This window comes from Pseudomonas sp. Root329 (genome assembly GCF_001424925.1).
Classification (GTDB): domain Bacteria; phylum Pseudomonadota; class Gammaproteobacteria; order Pseudomonadales; family Pseudomonadaceae; genus Aquipseudomonas; species Aquipseudomonas arabinosi.
The window spans coordinates 212,065-233,932 of sequence record NZ_LMCV01000048.1; the positions used below are offsets into that span (position 1 = coordinate 212,065).

The window sequence follows — 21,868 nt, forward strand, 5'->3', positions numbered from 1 at the left end:
CACCAGCCCGGCGGCGGCAGTCACTGAGGTGACTGACACGATCAACACGTCGACGGTCAGCCTGACGACCGCCAACGGCACTGTCGCCGAAGGCGGCACCGTGGTTTACACCGCGTCCGTGTCGGCTGAAGTCACTGGTTCGCCGGTGGTCGTGACCTTGTCCAACGGCCAGACCATTACAATTCCGGTCGGTTCGAGCAGCGCCAGCGTGAACTTCACCGCGCCAAACGATGCCTTGGCTGGCGGCGGCTCCCTGAGCGTCAAGATTGATGATGCGAAGGGCGGTAACTTCGAAAAACTGGTCGTCGACAGCAAACCGGCGGACACCGCTGTCAGCGATACCGTGGACACCACCAAGGTGACCATGACCGCCAGCGACTACGTGGTCGAGGGCGGCACGATCACTTACACCGTCAACCTCAGCAATGCCGCCGGCACTGATATGACGGTCAAGCTAAGCAACGGCGAGAGCGTCGTGATCAAGGCCGGCGACAAGTCAGGCTCCATTACCGTTCCTGCACCGGCCGATGACGCCTATAAGGACGGCAGCAAGATCACCGTTGGCATCGCCAGCACCGACGGCGGCAACTTCGAGAAGCTCGACGTCAGCAAGACCACCCACACCACCACCGTCAATGACACCACCGACACCACCACGCTGAAGCTCAGTGCCGATGTGAGCACCGTCAGCGAAGGTGGCCAGATCGTCTACACCGCGACACTGAACCACCCGGCCGACACGGCGATGACCGTGACCCTGAACAACGGCCTGGTGATCAACATCAAGGCCGGCGAGTCCAGCGGTTCGGCGCCGTACACCGTGCCAAATGATGTCTACACCGGCGCATCGCCCGTCAGGGCAGCGATCGCGGACAGCACTGGCGGCAACTTCGAACAACTCGACACCGACCGCTCCGCCGTCGTCACCAAAGTAACCGACACCGCCGACACCACCAGCCTGACCCTCAGCGCCAGCGGTTCGGTGCAGGAAGGCGGGCAAATCGTCTACACCGCGACCTTGTCCCATGCCGCCGGCAGCGACATGACCGTGAAACTGAGCAACGGCGCGATCATCACCATCCTCAAGGATGCTGTGTCCGGCCACGTCAGCGTGGACGCACCGAAAGACGACGTGTACCTGGACGCCGGCAAAGTCACCGCCAGCATCGATGAGTTCAGCGGCGGCAAATTCGAAAGCCTGGTGCCGGACAAGTCGCTGGTGTCCACGGACATCACTGACACGATCAACGACGTGGTCGCCAAACTGACGGTGGATAACGCCAGCGTCACCGAAGGCGGCAAAGTCACCTACACCGTGACCCTGACCAACGCCGATGACCTGCCGGTCAATAACCATGGCGACCTGTCCTTTACGTTGACTGACGGCACCGTGGTCAAGGTCGCGGCCAACCAAACCAGCGGCAGCACCGTGGTGACCACCCAGGACAACCACTACGTCAACCAGCCGGTGACGGTGGTTAATCAACTGACGGGCGTCTCGGGCACCAACACCTTCGAAAACCTGGTACTGAGCGCCGACAAGACCAGCGTCACCATCACCGACAACGACCACGCGCCTGTGTCTGCCGGCGGTGCTGTCGCCGGTCTCGAAGATTCGACCATCACCTTGAGCTGGAACGACTTCAAGGTCACCGACCTCGATAACGACAGCCCTCTGGGTATCACCATTACCCAGGTATCGGGCGGTGGCATCCTGCTGTTCAACGGCGCGCAGGTCACCTTGGGCCAGACCATCAGCCAGGCGGATATCGCGCTGGGCAAACTGACCTTTGTGCCCGCCGCCAATGAATCAGGCGCCGATGGTTTCGGCGGAACCGGCGTAGGTAACAAAGCGTCGGATTACGCACAGATTCAGTTCAAGCCTATCGACGGCTTCAATCAGGGCACTGAAGCGACCCTGAAAGTCGACATCACCCCGGTGGCGGATGCGCCAACGCTGAATGTCGCCGGTAACAACGTAACCTCGACGGGCCTGATCAAAGAGGTCTGGACCGGTCTGTCGGGCCTGGGCACCGATGGCAATGGCGCAGCGACGAACACGCTGAAAAGTGTCATCGATGGCGCGGGCACGCCGAACTCCAGCAGCACCGTCAGCAACGTGCAATCCGAGGGCGATGTGGCCCAAGGCACCGCGTCGAAAACCTCCGGGCTGATCTATCTCGAAGCCGGCAAGACGTACACCTTCAGCGGCACTGGCGATGACAGCTTGCTGGTGACCATTGGCGGCAAGAACGTCGCAGCCACTACGTGGGGCGCCGGGGCCAACCTGAACGGTTCGTTCACACCGTCTGCCAGTGGCTACTACACGCTGGACATCTACCACCATAACCAGAACGGCCCGGGAAACTACGACGTCAACCTGTCCGTCAACGGCAGTCCGGCGGTCGACCTGAGCAGTGCTGGCGTGCCGATCTACACCGGCGTTGCCGACCTTACCCATGCAGGCGTGACGGTTTCCGATCTGCACGGCAGTAACGGTGAAGGCTATTACGAAGGCTACAAACTCAACGAAGGCGCGCAAGGTACCAGCGTTCACCTGTCCGTCATCAACACCGCACTGACCGACACCGACGGCTCCGAAATCCTGAGCGTGAAGATCAGCGGCATCCCAGCCGGATCGGTCCTCACCGATGGCGCCGGCCACACTTTCACCGCGACCGCGACGTCCGGCGAAGCCAACGTCACCGGCTGGAGCCTCGGCACCCTGACCGTGACCCCGCCGGCGAACTACAACGGCCAGTTCAACCTGACCGTCACATCGACGTCCACCGAGACCCTCGGCGGTTCGGCGCCAAGTACCGCGACGATCCCGGTCACGGTTTACCCGACGGCCCCCGTCAGCGAAGTGGTCGCAACCCTCACGGTGGATAAAACCTCCGTGGCCGAAGGTGGCCAGATCACTTACACCGTGACCCTGTCCAACAAGGACGGGATCGCCATCAGCAGCCACGACGAGCTGACCTTCAAGCTGTCCGACGGCACACTCGTCAAAGTACCGGCCAACGCGGCGTCGGGCTCGTTCAGCATTAACGCCCCGGACGACATCCTGATGGGCGGTCAACCGGCCATCGTCAACAAACTCGAAAGCGTCAGCGGTGCTGACAACTTCCAACAACTGACCCTGGCTCAGAATTCGACACAAACCGCCGTGACGGACGAATCAGGTTCGGGTACCTCAATCGACAACCAGGGCGACAAAGTCGGCATCACCATCGTCGGCAACGGCGCGGTACTGGAAAACCAGGCGCCGAGCTTCACCATCAAGCTCGACAAGGCCCAGGCTGTTGCCCTGACCGTGAAGTTGAGCGACGGTCAGACGGTGACCTTCGCCGCAGGCGAAACGGAAAAGGTCCACACCCTGGCGCCGCAAGGCGAGGACGTCTACAAAGACGGCGGCACCGCGACGCTGGGCATCAGCGGCGCAACCTCCGGTGGCACTGCGCTGGAAAATCTGGTGGTGGGTAACCCGGCGTCGGTGGTCATCACCGACACCCTCAGCGAAGTCGTCGCCAAGCTGACCGTGGACAAAACCACCGTCGCCGAAGGCGGCTCGGTCACCTACACCGTGACCCTGACCAACAAAGACGGGATCGCCATCGGCAACCACTGACCGTGGACAAAACCACCGTCGCCGAAGGCGGCTCGGTCACCTACACCGTGACCCTGACCAACAAAGACGGGATCGCCATCGGCAACCACGATGCGCTGACCTTCAAGCTGACCGACGGCACAATCGTTACCGTGCCGGCCAACAGCACCAGCGGTTCCGCGACCGTGGTCACCAAGGATGACGTGTACACCGGCGGGCAAACTTCGCTGGTCAACAAGCTGGAATCGGTAACCGGCAGCGACAACTTCGAAAAACTGACCCTGAACGACGCAAAACTCACCACGACCGTCACCGACGAACCTTCGGGCCAGGGCGACAAGGTGACCGTGAGCATCGACGGCAAGGGCGGAGTCGCTGAAAACGTTGGCGCAGCCTTCACCGTCAAAATTGATCGGGCGCTAAGTGACAACCTCGACGTGACCCTGAGCAATGGCGGCAAGGTCACCATCGTGGCCGGTCAGACCCAGGCGATCTACACCGCTCCGATTCAAGGCGAAGACGTCTTCAAAGACGGCGGGCCTCTGAACCTGAAAGTCACCGATGCGACCGTCACCGGCAAGACCTTCGAAAACCTCGTGCTCAGCGATACCGCAGGCACCGTGCAAATCAGCGACACCCTCAGCGAAGTCGTCGCCAAGCTGACCGTGGACAAAACCACCGTCGCCGAAGGCGGCTCGGTCACCTACACCGTGACCCTGACCAACAAAGACTGACCGTGGACAAAACCACCGTCGCCGAAGGCGGCTCGGTCACCTACACCGTGACCCTGACCAACAAAGACGGGATCGCCATCGGCAACCACGATGCGCTGACCTTCAAGCTGACCGACGGCACAATCGTCACCGTACCGGCCAACAGCACCAGCGGCTCCGCGACCGTGGTCACCAAGGATGACGTGTACACCGGCGGGCAAACCTCGCTGGTCAACAAACTGGAATCGGTGACCGGCAGCGACAACTTCGAAAAACTGACCCTGAACGACGCAAAACTCACCACGACCGTCACCGACGAGCCTTCGGGCCAGGGTGAGCAAACCACCCTTGGCATCAGCGGCGCTACGTCGGTGAACGAAGGCCAGGCTGCGCATTACACGCTGACCCTGAGCAATACCGCTCAGACCGAAGTGACGGTCACCCTGAAATACACCGGCACCGCGACCAATGGCGTGGATTACACCGGTGTGGTGACCGTCAAGATTCCAGCCAACAGCAACAGTGTCGGTTTCGACATCAATACTATTCATGACAAGTTGGTCGAAGGTACCGAGAACTTCAAGATCGCCATTGATTCGGTCAGCGGCGGTAATTTCGAGAGCCTGGTGATCGACTCGGCCCATAACGATGTCAGCACCAACATCGTCGACAACGACCACGCGCCGGTGTCCGTTGGCGGAGCTGTCGCCGGTCTCGAAGATTCGACCATCACCCTGACCTGGGACAACTTCAAGGTCACCGACGTCGATAACGACAGCCCGCTCAGCATCACCATCACTCAGGTATCGGCCGGCGGCACCCTGCTGTTCAACGGTATGCAGGTCTCCTTGGGCCAGACCATCAGCCAGGCGGATATCGCGCTGGGCAAACTGACCTTTGTGCCGGCCACCAACGCATCGGGCGCCAACGGATATGGCGGCACCGGCGTGGGTAACCAGGCGGCGGACTACGCGCAGATCAAGTTCAAGCCTACCGACGGCTTCAACCAGGGCACCGAAGCGACCTTGAAAGTCGACATCACCCCGGTGGCGGATGCACCAACGCTGAACGTCGCCAGCAACAACGTAACCTCGACGGGCTTGATCAAAGAGGTCTGGACCGGCTTGTCGGGCCTCGGCACCGATGGCAGCGGCGCAAACACCGGCACCCTGAAAAGTGTCATTGACGGCGCGGGCAAACCAAACTCCAGCGGCACGGTGACCAACGTGCAGTCTGACGGCAGCGTCGCGGCTGGCACGGCATCGAAAACCTCCGGGCTGATCTACCTCGAAGCCGGCAAGACTTACACTTTCAGCGGCACCGGCGATGACAGCCTGTTGGTGACCATCGGCGGTAAAAACGTGGCGGCCACGACGTGGGGCGCGGGCGGCAGTCTGAACGGTTCGTTCACCCCGACCACCAGCGGTTACTACACCCTGGACATCTACCACCACAACCAGAGCGGCCCGGGTAACTATGACGTCAACCTGTCGGTCAACGGCAGCGCCGCGGTCGACCTGAGCAGCGCCGGCGTGCCGCTGTACACCGGCGTGGCGGATCTCGCCGCTTCCGGCGTGACGGTGTCCGATTTGCACGGCACCAGCGGCGAAGGCTACTACGAAGGCTACAAACTCAATGAAGCCGCGGAAGGGACCAGCGTTCATCTGTCCGCGATCAAGACGGCCCTGACTGATATCGACGGCTCCGAAAGCCTGAGCGTGAAAATCAGCGGGATTCCGGCGGGCTCGATACTGACCGATGGCGCCGGCCACACCTTCACCGCCAGCGCGACCTCCGGCGAAGCCAACGTCACGGGCTGGAACCTCGGCTCCCTGACCGTCACTCCGCCACCGTACTACAACGGCCAGTTCAACCTGACCGTGACCTCGACCTCCACCGAATCGCTCGGCGGTTCGGCGCAAAGCACCGCGACGATCCCGGTGACGGTTTACCCGACGGTCTACAACGCTGTCACCGCCACAGCGGCCAACGACACCATCACCGGCACTGACGGCAACGACATCATGGTCGCCGATATCGGCGGGCTGACCGTGGTGCCGGGCACCAACTACAACATTGCGTTCATGGTCGACAGCTCGGGCAGTATGAGCGCGTCGTCGATCAACTCAGCCAAGGACTCGCTGACCTCGGTGTTCAACACCCTCAAGCAGAGCATGGGCGGCAATTCGGGGACGGTGAATATCTTCCTGGCGGACTTCGACAACCAGGTCAACAAGTCGGTGTCGGTGAACCTGAACGACCCGAATGCCCTGACCTTGCTCAAATCGGTACTGGATTCGATGGCTTCCGGCGGCGGTACCAACTACGAGGACGTGTTCAAAACCACGGCCAACTGGTTCCAGAGCGCCGATGCCGTTGCCAACACCGGGGCGAAGAACCTGACCTACTTCATCACCGACGGCCAGCCGACGTACTACCAGAACGGCGAGCAGACCAACCCGACGCTGTACGGCGATGTGAAGCTTGATGATGTAGTGAAAGCCAGCAACTACAAGCCGGGCGACCAGTTCACTGTGAACATCGACAGTACACACATTCTGAATATCAATAGTTCGGGAACCGTGACACTGAAAACCTACGGTGATTCGTGGTGGGGCGGCAGCGGCTGGAGTTCCAGCACCCTGGGCACGGTTCATGCTCAAGGCGATGGCACGTACGAGTTGTCCAGCCTGGCGGGCAGCGGTAACAGCACCAGCTGGACCACCACCGACAACTCCACCGACAGCTTCGCGCTGCTGGGCAAGGTGTCGACAGTAGAAGCCATCGGCTTGAACAAGGACGTCACCCTTGCCGATCTGAAGCCGTACGACTCGGATAAAACGCCGCAGACCAACATCGACCCGAAAGACTTGGCCAACTCGATCATCGGCCATACCGAAGCGACGATGCCAGGTGCAGACACGGTCAATGGCGGCGACGGCAACGACATCCTGTTCGGCGACCTGGTGAGCTTCAACGGCGTTGCAGGCGAGGGTTATCAGGCCATGCAGGCGTTCGTTGCCCAGCAAACCGGCGTGGACGTCAGCAAAGTCAGCACCAGCAACGTGCACCAGTTCATCACCGAGCACTACACCGCGTTCGATGTGTCCGGGGCACATGACGGTAATGACTCGCTGCTGGGCGGTGCCGGCAATGACATTCTCTTCGGCCAGGGTGGCAACGACCTGCTCGACGCCGGCAAGGGCAATGACATCCTGCTCGGTGGCAGCGGTAACGATTCGCTGATGGGCGGTCAGGGCAACGATATTCTGATCGGCGGCTCAGGTGCCGACACCTTCGTCTGGAAGGCTGGTGACACCGGCAGCGACGTGATCAAGGACTTCAAGGCCAGCGAGGGCGACCGCATCGACCTGCGCGATCTGCTGCAGGGTGAAACCGGCAGCACCATCGACAACTTCCTGAAGATCACCACCGTGGATGGCGTTTCGTCCCTGCAAGTCAGCTCCGCCGGCAAGTTCAACGGCGCCGGAGCCGACGCTGCAGCAGCAGCACCGGATGTGACGATCAAACTGGAAGGCAACAACTGGTCCACCGCCAACATTCACTCGTTGATTGCCGGCAGTGACCCGACCATAAAAATCGATCACAACAACACCTGATCCAACGAAAAACGGCCGCCCTTATGGGGCGGCCGTCACGTTTGCGCCCAACACCCCGGTGACGATTTCGTCGCCGCACCGCATACTCGCGTCCAGTTGGCCTATGCTGCTGACAGCATGACGCTGGTCCATTTCCGAGGGATGTTCAATGTTCTACGTGCAACGCGATGCGCAAGGTCAGTTAGTGCGCGTGGAAGCCGCGGCCTACGCCGAGGCCACGGAAACACTGCCGGCCGACCACCATGAAATCCAGGCCTGGTATGCCAATGAAGTAGTGGAAACCAGCCTCAAACAGCTCAAGCAGAGCGACCTGGAAATGATCCGGGTACTCGACGACTTGATCCAGGTGCTGACCAGCAAAGGCGTGATCCGCGTCACCGACCTGCCGCCGGCCGCACAAGCCAAGCTGATGGACCGGACCCAGGCCCGTGAAGCGTTGGGCGGGTTGAGTCAATTGATCGATGATGATGAGACGGGATTGATCTAACGCCCACACACAGATCGTTCCCACGCTCTGCGTGGGAACGATCATGTGCGCTAAACCTTGACCGGATCCGGCGCCAGCTCTGGCGATTCAAGGTGATCCAGCACCCGCTCCACCATTAAATGAACCCCGTCAGCCATTCGGCTAAGCGCCAGCGCGACGCACCGGCGTGTACCTTCGACGTCGTCGGCCAGATCGGCGGCGATGGCGCTGATGGAGAGCAGGTCTTCAGAGGCGTTGGCGAGAAGGGTTTCGGAGCCGATGTCGGGCGAGACGGTGAAGAGGTAGCCTTTGCGGGGCTCCGGAGGATTTGGCGTTACTTTGAACATGTTGTATCTCCATCTGTGTATTGGGAGCTACTACCGTTCGCTTGCACGCGAATAGGGTGGCAGCTGTGCGCGAGTGTGCAAGACCGGGCAGACGGACCCCGGCAGATAATTCTCGAAAGAAAGATCTCCCGCGCACAGCCGCCATAAAAGAGGCACTGCGAGCATGAATCTGCTCGCCAAGTAACCAATGGCGTTGCGCGTCGTCTTTTACCCGGACTTGCACGTCCGTGTCACCGATTATTCGGTGACAAAGCCAGACTAGACCTGCGCTTTGGCCGGAACAAGTTCACCAACACCGCTACAACTTGAAGGAAATCTCCTAGGACCTGCCCCCGCCGATCGTTCCCACGCGCAGCAAAGGAATGCCTCAAGGGACGCTCCGCGTTCCGGCCTCGCCGCCGACGTTGCGCCTGGCACCGATGTGACGCAGAGCGTCACGGGCTGCATTCCCACGCAGAGCGTGGGAACGATCAGTATCACCGACGACGCATTACTGCCAAGGCTTCGGCTCACCAAACAACTGCCCCTGAATCCCATACAACCCCATCTCACGAATAACCATCAACTCTCCTTCCGTCTCGACCCGCTCGGCAATCAACGGCAAGTCGATGCTGTGCGCCGCCCGCTGAATCGCCTCGATGAACAGGCGCTTGTCGCTCTCCTGATCAATCGCCCGGATGTAACTGCCGTCAATCTTCAGATACGCCAACCCAAGCCGCGCCAGGTTGCCGATCATGCTGAAGCGCCCGCCAAAGCGTTGCAGGCTCAGGGAGAACCCGAGTTCGTGCAGACGTCGCGTCAGCTCTTCCAGCATGGCTTGCTCCGGCAACTGCTCCTCGCCGATTTCCAGGGTCAATCGCTCCCCGAGATCCGAATGCTGACGCAGGATGTCGAAGACTTTATTCAACGCCTGCGGATCGGCCAGCGTCGCTGAAGACAGGTTCAGCGCCAGCGACTCTTTATGCTCGGCCATCTGCTCAAGTACCAGCTCCAACATCAGCCGATCAAGCCGCGCGGTCCAGCCAAAGCGCTCGAGCCACGGCAGGAAGCGCCCGGCGGGAATGGTCTGGCCCTCGTCGTCGATCAAACGCGACAGCACCTTGTAATGCAGCACCAACTGCGTGTCCTGGGCAGCCACCACCGGCTGGAAATACAGCTCGAAACGCTGCTGGCTCAACGCCTGTTCCAGTAAGTTGTGCCAGGCATGATGGTCGTCGCCGACGCTGGCCGACGCGCTGTGATCCAGGCAGACCCAGCTCGAATCGCCCTGGCCTTCTGCCTGAGCCAACGCCTGATCGCCCAGCCCGAGCACCGCTTGCGGGGAGTCGCCATACACAAACGGTGCCAGCCCGATCGAGGCCACCGAGGCCACGTCGGTGGCGCCCGTCGCGTGCAGGCTCGCCAAGGCACTGTCGAGGTTCTGCGCCAGTTGCAGCGCTTCTTCGCGCACCAGCCCCGGCGCCAGCACGGCGAATTCACCGCCGCGAATCCGCGTCACGAGGTTCAGGGTTTCCGGGTATTTGGCGCACTCTCGGGACAGTTGCTCGCCAACCGCTTTCAACAACTGGTCAGTGCGTTGACCGCCCAACCGCTGGTTCAACCCGGCCAGGTCCCTGACCCGTAATAGCAGCAGATAGCCGGAACTCGCCTGCTCCGGATTGCTCACTCGGGCGTTCAATTGCATTTCGAAATAACGACGGTTGGCCAGCCCCGTCAGGTTGTCCTGATAGGACTCGGCCCGCAGTTTTTCACTGCGCTCGGCCTGTTCCTGGAACAGCGCTTTAAGCTTCTCGACCATCTGGTTCATGGCCTGCACGACACGCCGCAGTTCAGGTGTGCGCGGCAGTTGCGGCAGGCTGAGGAATTCGCGGCGAGCGATGGCGTGGGATTGCTTGACCATGTAATCCAGCGGCTTCAGTTGCCGGCGCAACAACAGCGCACCCAGCACCGCGCTCACCGCACCGCAGATCAGCAACCAGCCAAGACTGCCCAGCGCGCTCTGCCAGAGTTTGGCCAACGCGAACATCGGATGGCTGACCACCTCGACCCGCGCCGCCTGCTCCCAGCCACGGCTGACGAGGGCATCACCGCCGGCCGCTTCCAACCCGATCATTTTGACGAACCAGTCCGGCACGTTGTTGACCGCTGGAATGCCGCTGCGCTCGACGATGGTCTGATCGCTCTTGAGGTCGACCACGCGGATGCTCGCGTAATAACCGCTGTCGAAGATCGAACTGACCAGCAACTCGACCATCGCCGGGTCGTCGATGTTCGGTGTCAGGGACAGCGCCAATGCCGTCGCGGCATCCTGGGCGTGGGAGCGCAACTGGTTGACGTATTGGGTGCGCGAGCTTTCCAGGCTGACCACGAAGCTACCGGTGAAGGCGATCACCAGGAACAGACAGATAGCGATCAACAGCTGTTTGAACAAGGACATCTGAGCGCGTGCTCCTAGTTAGTCGTCTCGACCGGGAAACCTTCGGCCTGCATTTTCTTCAACACATCCTGCCAACGAGACAGGCGTTTGGTGTCACCGACTTTCTTGTTGCCCTTGGCGCCCGGCAACCACAACCCTTCGGCATTAAAAGAGTAGACCGGCAGCAAATCGGTTCGCTGGCTGGCCGGTTTGATCGTATCGATCAGGCTGTCGAGTACCAACGGCATGGCTTCGGGGCTTGAGTAGTAGGTCAACACCATGTGCGCCCGATTCAGGCGCAAGGCCTTGACGTAGGTGATGCGCAGCTTGTCACTGGCGACGCCGAGATGACGCAGGCTGAAATACTTGGCGATCGCGTAATCTTCGCAATCGCCGGCGCCCTTCCACAGGGCCTCGATGGGTGTTTCCCAATAATCGACCTCGTGCCACAGGTCGATGTCTTCCTCGTAACGCATCTGCTTGTTGAAGAACTGGTTGACCACTTTAAGCTGTTCGAGCTCGCCAACTTGCTTTTGCGTGGCCAATAAGTGCTGCCAGGCATCAATGCGTGGCTGCCCTTCGCCCAATGGCCCGTACAATGCCTGCGCGCGACGGCTGATCAGCGAAAAATCCCAATCGGCATGCAGCCCGCCCAGCATAACGCCGGCCAGCAGCAACGCGCAGCACAGCCAGCGCAAAGTCCGAGGGATCGCGAAACGTACCGCCAATGCGAGGCATCCAGGTCAGGCAGGTGGAAAGCGGTCGATGGTGCAGGTTAGCCCGATAAAAGACAATGGCACGGTGAGATCACTGCTGGCGCGCTAAACTTTGTATGGCAGGTGTCATTAAAAACATCGCGGCCACGTCAGGGCGATCTTTTGTCCGTTTGACAACCTGTCAGGCAGTCACTAGTGTCCCCTTGGATCCAAATTCATTTCAGTCAAACAGGGTGCGTAGTTGTGACACAGAAGCCCAATCCTCTGAACAGCATCAAGGTCAACGGGCCGATTCCCGCTCACCTGGCACGCTCGGTGATCGAAGAAACCCTGCGTTCGGCCATTCTCGACGGTCGCATACCTTGCGGCACCGCCCTGCGTCAGCAAGATTTGGCCGATCTTTTCGGTGTCAGCCGCATGCCGGTGCGCGAAGCTTTGCGCCAGCTCGAAGCTCAGGCACTGCTCAACGTCATCGCCCATAAAGGCGCCGTGGTCGCACCGCTGGTTCAGGGCGATGCCGTGGAAACCTATGCGCTGCGGATCCTGCTGGAATCCGAAGCGTTGCGCCTGTCGATCCCGTTACTGGTCAATGAGGATCTCGAACAGGCTGCCCGCTACATCGACGAACTGGAAACGCAAAACAACTACACCGAAATCGGCCGGCTCAATCGACTTTTCCACATGGCGCTGTACTGCAAGGCGCCGAACCAACGGCTATTGAGGCTGGTGGAAGACGGACTGAACGAAGAGGAGCGCTTCCTGCGCTTCAACCTGGAAGCCATGGGCCTTGGCAAGCTGTCCCAAGAAGACCACCGGGCGCTGTTGCTGGCCGTCGAAGACCGGGACATCGAGCGCGCGGTGAAGTTGCTCGAACATCACCTCAACCGGGGCGTCGAGGTCATCACACGCTACCTCAACAGCCCCGAAGCGCTGAACAAGAAAACCTCCAAGTAAACCTCGCCGACAAGCCTGAGCGAGCAGATCGAACTGCTCGTTCTCGCTTGCCGCGCTGTGCTGCGCCCCTCTCCAAAGCCCTGCCCTCGATTTCCCCCTCTCAAGACCAACAATGACTCCGAGTCGATGACGCGCCGGTGATAGCGGCTGTCGTGATTTACGCTCACTCTTGGGCTGCCAATAAATAATGAACGGGCGACGCACCGCACGAGCGGAGCAGTCCCCGCACCAAGAACCTACGGAAGGAGTCTTGCCACGGGAAAGGAAGAACCGGCGTTGATCCCAGCCAACTTCCGCCCCCTCAATTCACCTCAACGATTCAGTTAGAAAGTTACTTCGAGTGAGGCATTCACTCTTCATTTTAATTCTGACTTATATAAGCCGGAAGGAGTAACTACATCCAAATAAAACTCAATTGAAAAGTTTTATTGGAACTTATCGTGCGCCAGAAAGTTAAACTTTCAAATAATATAAAAATAACTTGCCCGACACTTTATTCATGTATTAGTTTTTCTCCGCCGCCTTGAATACTGGCGCCAGGCCGTCTCTTAACGACGTATTTCAACTTACCCATATCAATTCGGTTGAGGCCTCCGCTCGCCAGCAGAAAGCTTTAACTAACGATCGCTTATTCATTAAAACCCAACGGTATATCCAATTCACTTATAGGCTCGCCCATGAAATCGACTAAAGACCGCCTCAACCAGAAGAAAGCAGAACTTAGCGCTCACCCGATCTTTTCTGAAATCAACTCACTGTCGGTATTGCAACGCTTCATGGAAACCCATGTGTTTGCGGTATGGGATTTCATGTCACTGACCAAGCGTCTGCAACAGGAGCTCACCTGCGTGCAACTGCCCTGGTTGCCACCGCGAGATCCGCAGGCGGCGCGTTTGATCAACGAGATCGTGCTGGGTGAAGAGTCCGATGATCGTCCGGCTCACGGTCACTACAGCCATTTCGAGTTGTACCTGGATGCGATGCGCGAAGTTGGCGCCAGCACGGCGGTGGTCGAACGCTTCGTCGCGCTGCAAAAAGAAGGCGTGAGTTACGACGTGGCACTGCAAAGCGTGGACGTCGATCCGGCGGCAGCGCAGTTCGTGCGCAACACGTTGCACACCGCGCTGCATGCGCCGGGGCACAGCGTTGCGGCGGCATTTCTGCATGGTCGCGAGAGCGTCATCCCGCAGATGTTCCAGCGAATTCTTGATGACTGGGGCATCGGCATCGAACAGGCGCCGACCTTCCGTTACTACCTCGAACGGCACATCGAAGTCGACTCCGAAGACCACGGCCCCGCCGCTGAAAAACTCCTCGCCCGGCTGGTCAATGGCGACCCGCAGCGCGAAGAAGACGTTTACGCCAGTGCCATCGCCGCCGTGGAAAGTCGCATCGCGCTGTGGGATGGCCTGCGCCTGAGCATGACCGAACCGGTTGCCGAGGTGAATGCATGAACGCCGCCGACTACCAATCCTTCGCCGATGCCTGGGAAAGCCGCGCGACCATCCGTACCCGCCCCCGGCGGGTGCTGGAGAACGACGACAAGCTGATCTACCCGTTGAGCCGCCAACCGTTGGTGCTGAGCGAAACCTTCCTGCGCGAATGCCCTGAGCAGCGCGACTTTGCGCTGGTGCAGACGCTCTACAAATTCATCAATGACGTGGTGATTTTCGAAACCGAAATCGTCGACAAGACCGCCCGCAGCATCGCCAAGAATCGCTTCGCCGTGGCCTTCCCGTTCGCCTGCCGCTACGACGCCATGACCGTGGTGGTGGACGAGGATTACCACGCACTCGTGGCGATGGATTTCATGCAACAGACCGTCGCCATGACCGGCATCACGCCCATCGAACTGCCGGATGAAATCGAACTCAGCCGAGCCATTCCAGCTGCCGTGGCGCTCGCGCCGGAACACCTGCGCAGCGCCGTGGAATTGATCTGCGTGGCCATCGCCGAGAACACCGTGACCGGGGATGTTGCGGCGTTCGCCAAGGACGACACGGTAAAGCAGTCGATCAAGGGCCTGATGGCCGACCACTTGCTCGACGAAGGTCGCCACTCCGGATTCTGGGCGCGGCTGGTGCGCATCTACTGGCACACCGCGAGCGAAGACGACCGCCGATGCATCGCGCACATCCTGCCGGTGTTCATTAGCCACTACCTGACCAACGACATCCAGAAGTCGTTCGACTTCCACCTGATCGACGCCTTGCAGATCAGCGACGCCGCACGCCAGGCCCTCAAGAGCGAAGTGTCGGGGCTGGCCTTCCCGATCAATCGCCACCATCCGCTGGTCGCCAACATCGTGCGGTTTTTCCGCAGCAGTTCGCTGCTCGATTCGCCGTGCGTGCAAGACGCCCTCAGCGATTACCTGGTTTAACGAGGAGCCCATCATGAGACGTCTCGACATTCTGCTCATTGGACACAGCCAGGCCTTGACCGACCTGGCGCTGGAACTTGAACAACACGGTCATTCTCTGGTGCGCCTGACAGCCGTCGACGAGCAGCCGTTGGGTAACGCTGATTTGCTGATCGACGACGCCAGCCTGCCTGTTCAAGACGTCGGCGATACGCCGCGACTGACGCTGCAGCTGGGTATCGGTGTGCCTGGGGTTTCTGGCCTGCCGCCGCTGGACGTGCTGTGCACGTACGGTTCAACGCTGTTCACTCGCGTGCCCATCACCGATGAACCTTCGGGCAATGGCCAGGCATTGCGCCTGCGGGCAGTGGCAGAACTGGTCGATCAGGTGGCGTTGCTGGTCAGCCGTTTCTCTCGCGATTCCGACTATTTTCTGCTGGCTGAGCCTGTTGCTCCCGCTCACTTCGAGCACGTGGAAAACCTGCTCTATTTGGAGAACCTCGCGTTTTTCCATCGGCTCAACCTCACGGCGGTGCCCGCGCTGCTGGCGCTCAGCCAAATCCCGATGATCGAGCGCCTTGAGCAGCGCTTCATCCAGTGTGCCGAACGACCCGCGCTGAACATTGCCGGCTCGTCCCTGAGCTATCGGCATTTGCACGCCCACAGCTGCGCCATCCAGCAGCGTTTGCAGCCATTGCTTGCTCAGCATCACGGGCCGTTGGTGATCGGAATCTGCCTGCCAAAATGCAGCGCGTTGTATGCGGGGATTCTCGCGATTCTTGGCAGTGGCGCGGTGTACCTGCCGCTGGAGCCGAGCCATCCCTTGCAACGTCAGCAGTACATTCTGGAAAACGCCGGAGCAGTGTTTTTGCTGCATGACGGTGAGCATCCGCTCGCGGCGCAAATGCCGGGACTCGACATCAGCCGCATCGACATCGGTGACGTGGATCTCGATCAACCCTTGATGCGCCAACGACCCGATCCAGACGCGCCGTGCATGGCGCTCTACACCTCGGGCACCACCGGTCATCCCAAAGGCGTGTTGCTCAGCCAGGCCAACCTCGCGCACTTTACCGCGTGGTACGCCGACTATGTGCAGCTGACCGAACAGAGCCGGGTGCTGCAGTTTTCGTCGTTGAGTTTCGACTCGTCGCTGATCGATATCTTCCCGACCCTGCTCCAGGGTGCCGAGCTGATCGTGCCCGGCGACGATCAGCGCCGCGATCCGTTGCAACTGGTCGAGCTGATCCGCCATCAACAACTGAGCCATGCCTTTTTGCCGCCAGCGTTGTTGAGCATCCTGCCGCTGGATCAATTGCAATGCCTCGATCACGTGATGACCGGCGGCGATGTCTGCGAACCCTACGTCATCGAGCAGCTCACCCGTCAGGGCAACCTCTACAACCTCTATGGCCCGACCGAAGCGACGGTGTTGATCACCGCGCGGCAACTGCGCACCGGCGACAGCAACCGCACCCTCGGCGCGCCTATCGCCAACAGTCAGGTGCTGATTCTCGATGAGGATTTTCAACCGGTGGCCGAACAGACTGTCGGTGAGTTGTACATCGTCGGGCCGGGCGTGTGCCTGGGGTATCTGAACAACCCGCAGCAGACCGCCGAACGTTATCTGATTCTGAGTTTGCCGAATGGCCAGAGCCTGCGCGCCTACCGCACCGGCGACATGGCTAAGTGGACCCGCGACGGCATCGAGCTTTGCGGACGGCGCGACAACCAGGTGAAAATTCGCGGCTTCCGGGTCGAGCCGGAAGAGATCGAACGCTGCCTGCGTGACAGTCAGTTGTACCGCCAGGTAGCGGTGGTCATCGACAGCCAGCGCCGGATTCTGGCCTTCCTCGCGCAGCCTCAGGAGGACCAACCCGGTACCGCTCGGGAAGCACTGAAAGTTCATGCGACACAGTTTCTGCCGGATTACATGCAACCCATCGCCTGGACCGAACTGCCGAACATGCCGTTCGCCAGCAACGGCAAGGTCGACCGCAAGGCACTGCTGGCGATGCCCGTGAATGTGTCCGAAAACACGCTGAGGCGCTTGCCCGCCAGTGCCGATGAGGCGCTGTTGTTGGAGATCTGGGCCGAGCTGCTGGAGCTGCCGGCCAGCGATATTTCCACCGATGAAAGCTTCTTCAACCTGGGCGGCCACTCGATCCTGCTGTCGCGCATGCTGTTGCGTCTGCGTGAGGAGTTCGGTCGCAGCATCTCGATCAACCGCTTCATCGAATTGCCGACCATCGCCAAGTTGGCGACCTTGGTGCGCGGCTCCGGCACCGAAGAGGTATTGAGCGAGAAAGCCTTGGCCGATGCCTTCCGCGAACTGGATATCCAGCCATTGCCAGTCAACCGCATGGGTGATGTGCACAAGGTGATCGTTACCGGCGCCAACAGCTTTGTCGGCGTGCACATCGTCGAAGCATTGCTCGCCTGGGGCGCGAGCGAAGTCGCCTGCCTGGTTCGCGACGGCGGTGGGCAATCGGCGGCCGAGCGGTTTGCCCATGCACTGCGAGAAAACCGTCTGGAGCATCTGGACCTGAGTCGGGTGCGGGTTTATGCGGCGGACATTACGCGTCCGTCATTGGGGCTCGAAGCGGATGTTTACGAGCGACTGGATCGGCAGTTCGGCGCGTTGGTGCACAACGCCGCCAACGTCAATCACGTACTCGATTACGAGTCGCTGGCGCGGGACAACGTCGAGCCGATTTTCGAGTGCCTTCGGTTGTGCGAAGGGCGCAGCAAGAAGATCTTCAACTTCGTCTCGACGCTCTCGGCTTCCAGCACGATTGCCGCCGATGGACGGGTGCTGGAATTGCCCGCCGCGCAGACCCCGCCGATCTACATCAAGAACGGCTACAACCTGTCCAAATGGGTCGGTGAGCGGATCCTCGAACGCGCTCGCGAACGTGGCGTACGGGTCAATCTTTACCGCCCCGGCAACATCAGTTTCAACAGCCTCACCGGTGTCTGCCAGCCTCACAAAAATCGCTTGATGCTGATGCTCAAAGGCTCGATCCAGCTCGGCCAGGTGCCGGAATTCGCGCTGAATTTCGACCTGATGCCGGTGGACTTTCTAGCCCGCTTCATCGCCTTCCATGCCAGCCGTTATTCATCCGAAAAAGCGGTGTTCAACCTGCACAACCCCGAGCCTCTGAGCTGGGACAACTACGTCGCGTCATTCCGTGAGGCGGGTCGGGAGTTTTCCATGGTCAGCGTCGCCGACTGGCAGCAGCAACTGGGCCGGGTCGACAGCGACAACGCGTTGTTCGGCGTGCTTGGTTTCTACCTCAACGGCTTCGAGGAAGACATCGGCGACATCTCAATGATCGGCCACGCCAACGCCCAGGCGGGCGTGCGGCAGATGGGCGCGCATTACCCGGAAAAATCTCCGGCGCTGCTGCGTCGCGGCTGCGACTACCTGAAAGAAATCAACTTCATCTGATTCAACCCAACCCCAAGAATGGAGCAAGACCATGAGCACTCTGCAACCCGATACCCTGATCAAGAATCCTCAAGGCTGCCACGTGGTGTCCTCGGTGGAAGTGCCGGCCGATGCCAAGAAGGTCTGGGCGGTGGTCGGTAACTTTGCCGGCTTCGATCAATTCATTCCGGCGCTGTCGCACATCGAGATGACCGGTGAAGGCGTGTCGTCCCTGCGCAAGAAATTCTTCAAGGACGGCAACCTCGTGGTCGAGCAACTCAACTCCCGGGATGACCAGGCGCTGAACATGACCTGGACCACGATTTACAACACCTTGGGCGTGGCCAATTTGTGGGCGGCGATGAGTGTTGAACCGTTGGCCGCGGGCAAATCCCGAGCGACCTGGACCATCATCGCCGAACCCGCGCAGGGCGGCGCGGAGGCGTTGCCGGGGTTCACGGATTTCGTGCAGGGCTTTGCCGATGACTCGATGAACAATGTGCTGAAACTGTTTGCGTAGGGCCTAAGTTTGGCGGTGATTCAACTACCGCTTTCGCGAGCAAGCCCGCTCCCACATTCAACCGCATTTCTTCTGAAGAAACGCGGTTGAATGTGGGAGCGGGCTTGCTCGCGAAGAACGATAACGCGGTTCAACTGACCTGAATCAGATTTTGAAGCTGTCGACCAACTGCTTCAATCGGTTCGCCTGCAGGGACAACGCATCACAATCCTTCAACGTTTCATTGAGGTTGGCCACGCTTTGCTGGTTCAGCAGGTTGATCTGGTTAACGTCGACGTTGAGGGTTTCCACGACCGCCGTCTGCTCTTCGGTCGCCGCGGCCACCGACTGGTTCATGCCATCGATTTCGCCGATGCGCTGGGTCACGCTGACCAGACGCAAACCGGCCTGGTTCGCCACTTCGACGCTCTGCTCGCTGGAGACCTGACTAGCGTTCATGGTCGTCACCGCTTCACGAGAACCGATCTGCAGCGAGGTGATCATCTTGTGGATCTCCTCCGCCGATTCTTGAGTACGGTGAGCGAGGTTACGCACCTCGTCCGCCACCACCGCAAAACCACGACCGGCTTCACCGGCGCGGGCCGCTTCGATGGCCGCGTTGAGCGCGAGCAAGTTGGTCTGCTGGGAGATGCCTTTAATCACATCCAGAATGTGCCCGATGTTGTCGGTGCTGGCGTTCAGGGTTTCGATTTGCGTACAGGACAGGCTGATTTTCTGCGACAACTCGGTCATCGCCAGAATAGTTTTCTCCACCACCTGACGACCATCATCAGCCTGCTCGCTCGCGCCGCTGGCGTGCTGGGAAGCATCGGCGGCGTTGCGGGCGATTTCCTGGGTGGCGGCGCCCAACTGGTTGATCGCTGCGGCCACACTGTTGGTGCGGGCGCTTTGCTCGTCGGAACCGACGATCGAGGCGTTGGACGAAGCCATCACCCGCTGCGACAGGTCGTGAACCTGGCGGGTGGCCGACGACACTTCGGAAATCGACGCGTGAATTCGCTCCACGAACTGATTGAACGAACCGCCCAGCTCACCGAATTCGTCTTTGCTTTCCACGGCCAGACGTCGGGTCAGGTCGCCCTCGCCTTGAGCGATGTCCTGCATCGCACGGCCCATGGTGGTCAGTGGACGCATCAGCACGTTGATCAGCAGGCTCAGCAGCACTGCAATAGCCGTCACGGCGATGAACATCGCGATCAGCGCAGAAGTACGGAACTGGCTGAGGGGTGCGTAGGCCTTGTCCTTGTCGATCGACAGACCGATGTACCACTCGGCATTCGGCAAACCACTGACCGGAGTAAACGAAAGGATGCGGTCCTGCTTGTTCAGGGTGACTTCCTGATTGCCCTTCTCGATGCGCACCCCGGCGTTCGGGTAGATGTCCTTCAGGTTTTTCATCACTTGGTCTTTGTCCGGGCTGACGATCACCTGACCGTCGGCGCTGACCAGGAATGCGTGGCCGATGCCACCGAAATCCACCGAGTTAATGATCTTCACCAGCGTTTCCAGGCTCAGGTCACCACCGACCACACCGAGTAACTCGCCGTTCTTTTTCACCGGCAGGGCGATGGTCACCACCAGGCCACCGACGGCAGCCATGTAAGGCGGGGTCAGCATGGTCTTGTCGGCAGCCACAGCCTGTTTGTACCAGGGACGCTGACGCGGATCGTAACCGTCAGGCATCTTCGCGTCCGGGCGCTGAGTAAACACGCCGTTGGCCTGGCCCACGTAGGTGAACTGGAAGTTCGAGGTCAGGGCCGGTTGACTGACCAGCCCCGGGAGGTCGGCATTGGCACCTTGATGGGCGACGTTTTGCGCGAGGTTTTCCAGTACCAGCACACGGCCGCTCATCCAGTTCTGCACGCTGCTGGCGGTCAGATCGCCGGCCTGCTGGACGCTCGATTCAAGGTTTTGACGGATGGTGTTTCGCTGCAGATAGTCGTTGTACAAAGTGAACAACGCAAAAGCCAGCACCACGACGCCGGAGGCGGCCAGAAGGATTTTATGGCTGAATTTGAGATTCATTTCATGGGACTTCTTATGCAAAAAGTGGGGATGCGTTCCGGGTTGCAACATTCCAAGTAACAGCGCAGGCAGGGCTCTGGGGCCGCTCTACTTTGGTGCACGCATGTCTCATCAGGCTGTCGGCACAAACCGGAGAAAACTTAGGCGTTTGTACGAAATGGTCGGTATTCGTATCAGATACCCGCCGAACGGCGTGCCAGAGCGCCTGATCAGCCCCTTTGTGATGACGGTTGTTCGTGCGGCAGTTACAAATTCCCCGCGCCTTTCTGTGAAGGATTGCCTGTGGTCTGGTGATCGACCATTAGCGCCGTGAAAAAACGAACGCGTCCGCCTGGAAACCATCGCCCATTTACCCGAGTCAAAAACTCGGAATGTCGAAGCGCGGGAATTAGTGCTTGAGTTGCTGGAAAGCGCCGAGCAAATGGGTTTGTCTCTGCGTTCAGTGGAGCGCTACGCGGCCGACGCGCGGTATCGCTGATGCCTGTAGATAACCTGTCGCTGAAACGGCGCGGTGAACCGCATCAGCAGGTGCTGCATCTCGCCCATTTACAGCTGATTGCCCTTTTGAGCGTTTAGCGAACCCAGAACGACAAAACCCCTACCTGCATACGCAGATAGGGGTTTCGGAATTTAATCTTGACGATGACCTACTCTCACATGGGGAAACCCCACACTACCATCGGCGATGCATC

12 protein-coding genes and 3 pseudogenes are annotated in these 21,868 nt (G+C 59.9%); 11 read left to right on the forward strand and 4 right to left on the reverse strand.

The annotated features are described in order from the left end of the window. From ASC74_RS32505 to ASC74_RS27665, 5 genes and pseudogenes are all read left to right on the forward strand, one after another. Positions 1-2,920 (forward strand): annotated as a pseudogene (locus ASC74_RS32505) (immunoglobulin-like domain-containing protein); the annotation flags it as partial. Positions 2,921-2,935: 15 nt separating this feature from the next. Beyond that, positions 2,936-3,631, forward strand: a pseudogene (locus tag ASC74_RS32790) (immunoglobulin-like domain-containing protein); the annotation flags it as partial. 2 nt (positions 3,632-3,633) lie between these two features. Continuing rightward, positions 3,634-4,344 (forward strand): immunoglobulin-like domain-containing protein, encoded by a 711-nt coding sequence (locus tag ASC74_RS31730; protein WP_056745770.1) that lies wholly within the window; start codon positions 3,634-3,636, stop codon positions 4,342-4,344. A 47-nt stretch (positions 4,345-4,391) separates the two neighbouring features. Continuing rightward, positions 4,392-7,943: a type I secretion C-terminal target domain-containing protein gene (locus tag ASC74_RS27660; protein WP_056745803.1), complete on the forward strand. Its 3,552-nt coding sequence runs from the start codon at positions 4,392-4,394 to the stop codon at positions 7,941-7,943. Positions 7,944-8,091: 148 nt separating this feature from the next. Beyond that, positions 8,092-8,430, forward strand: coding sequence for a hypothetical protein (locus tag ASC74_RS27665; protein ID WP_056745772.1), 339 nt, complete (start codon positions 8,092-8,094; stop codon positions 8,428-8,430). Positions 8,431-8,480: 50 nt separating this feature from the next. Here ASC74_RS27665 and ASC74_RS27670 read toward each other — a convergent pair whose 3' ends face one another. The 3 genes from ASC74_RS27670 to lapG all read right to left on the reverse strand — a co-directional run bounded on the left by ASC74_RS27670 (position 8,481) and on the right by lapG (position 11,900). Next, on the reverse strand, positions 8,481-8,756 hold the full coding sequence (locus ASC74_RS27670; protein ID WP_056745773.1) for a DUF6124 family protein: 276 nt from the start codon (positions 8,754-8,756) through the stop codon (positions 8,481-8,483). A gap of 490 nt (positions 8,757-9,246) precedes the next feature. After that, positions 9,247-11,193 carry a cyclic di-GMP receptor LapD gene (gene lapD, locus ASC74_RS27675; protein WP_056745775.1) on the reverse strand — a complete coding sequence of 649 codons (1,947 nt, stop codon included), beginning with the start codon at positions 11,191-11,193 and terminating at the stop codon, positions 9,247-9,249. A 14-nt stretch (positions 11,194-11,207) separates the two neighbouring features. Beyond that, a complete protein-coding gene (gene lapG, locus ASC74_RS27680) occupies positions 11,208-11,900 on the reverse strand; it encodes a cysteine protease LapG (RefSeq protein WP_056745777.1) in 693 nt (230 codons plus the stop codon). Positions 11,901-12,131: 231 nt separating this feature from the next. Between lapG and ASC74_RS27685 the strand changes: the two genes are divergently transcribed. From ASC74_RS27685 to ASC74_RS27705, 5 genes are all read left to right on the forward strand, one after another. After that, on the forward strand, positions 12,132-12,842 hold the full coding sequence (locus tag ASC74_RS27685; protein ID WP_056745780.1) for a GntR family transcriptional regulator: 711 nt from the start codon (positions 12,132-12,134) through the stop codon (positions 12,840-12,842). A gap of 677 nt (positions 12,843-13,519) precedes the next feature. Then, a complete protein-coding gene (locus ASC74_RS27690; RefSeq protein WP_056745782.1) occupies positions 13,520-14,296 on the forward strand; it encodes a DUF3050 domain-containing protein in 777 nt (258 codons plus the stop codon). Next, complete coding sequence (locus tag ASC74_RS27695; RefSeq protein ID WP_056745785.1) at positions 14,293-15,222, forward strand: diiron oxygenase; 930 nt, start codon at positions 14,293-14,295, stop codon at positions 15,220-15,222. The genes ASC74_RS27690 and ASC74_RS27695 overlap by 4 nt, the downstream gene beginning before the upstream one ends. Positions 15,223-15,235: 13 nt before the next feature. After that, positions 15,236-18,652 (forward strand): non-ribosomal peptide synthetase, encoded by a 3,417-nt coding sequence (locus ASC74_RS27700; protein ID WP_056745786.1) that lies wholly within the window; start codon positions 15,236-15,238, stop codon positions 18,650-18,652. 31 nt (positions 18,653-18,683) lie between these two features. After that, on the forward strand, positions 18,684-19,151 hold the full coding sequence (locus ASC74_RS27705; RefSeq protein WP_056745788.1) for an SRPBCC family protein: 468 nt from the start codon (positions 18,684-18,686) through the stop codon (positions 19,149-19,151). A gap of 144 nt (positions 19,152-19,295) precedes the next feature. On the opposite strand, the gene ASC74_RS27710 is transcribed toward ASC74_RS27705, so the two are convergent. After that, positions 19,296-21,176: a methyl-accepting chemotaxis protein gene (locus ASC74_RS27710; protein WP_056745790.1), complete on the reverse strand. Its 1,881-nt coding sequence runs from the start codon at positions 21,174-21,176 to the stop codon at positions 19,296-19,298. A 242-nt stretch (positions 21,177-21,418) separates the two neighbouring features. Here ASC74_RS27710 and ASC74_RS32320 point away from each other — a divergent pair. Further along, positions 21,419-21,654: pseudogene (locus tag ASC74_RS32320) on the forward strand (sigma-70 family RNA polymerase sigma factor); the annotation flags it as partial. Positions 21,655-21,868 lie beyond the last annotated feature (214 nt).

Excerpts from the sequence above, each read along its gene's own strand:
- ASC74_RS27665 (WP_056745772.1), top strand. The coding sequence starts at position 8,092 with ATGTTCTACGTGCAACGCGATGCGCAAGGTCAGTTAGTGCGCGTGGAA.
- ASC74_RS27670 (WP_056745773.1), bottom strand. The coding sequence starts at position 8,756 with ATGTTCAAAGTAACGCCAAATCCTCCGGAGCCCCGCAAAGGCTACCTC.
- lapD (WP_056745775.1), bottom strand. The coding sequence starts at position 11,193 with ATGTCCTTGTTCAAACAGCTGTTGATCGCTATCTGTCTGTTCCTGGTG.
- ASC74_RS27690 (WP_056745782.1), top strand. The coding sequence starts at position 13,520 with ATGAAATCGACTAAAGACCGCCTCAACCAGAAGAAAGCAGAACTTAGC.
- ASC74_RS27695 (WP_056745785.1), top strand. The coding sequence starts at position 14,293 with ATGAACGCCGCCGACTACCAATCCTTCGCCGATGCCTGGGAAAGCCGC.
- ASC74_RS27700 (WP_056745786.1), top strand. The coding sequence starts at position 15,236 with ATGAGACGTCTCGACATTCTGCTCATTGGACACAGCCAGGCCTTGACC.
- ASC74_RS27705 (WP_056745788.1), top strand. The coding sequence starts at position 18,684 with ATGAGCACTCTGCAACCCGATACCCTGATCAAGAATCCTCAAGGCTGC.
- ASC74_RS27710 (WP_056745790.1), bottom strand. The coding sequence starts at position 21,176 with ATGAATCTCAAATTCAGCCATAAAATCCTTCTGGCCGCCTCCGGCGTC.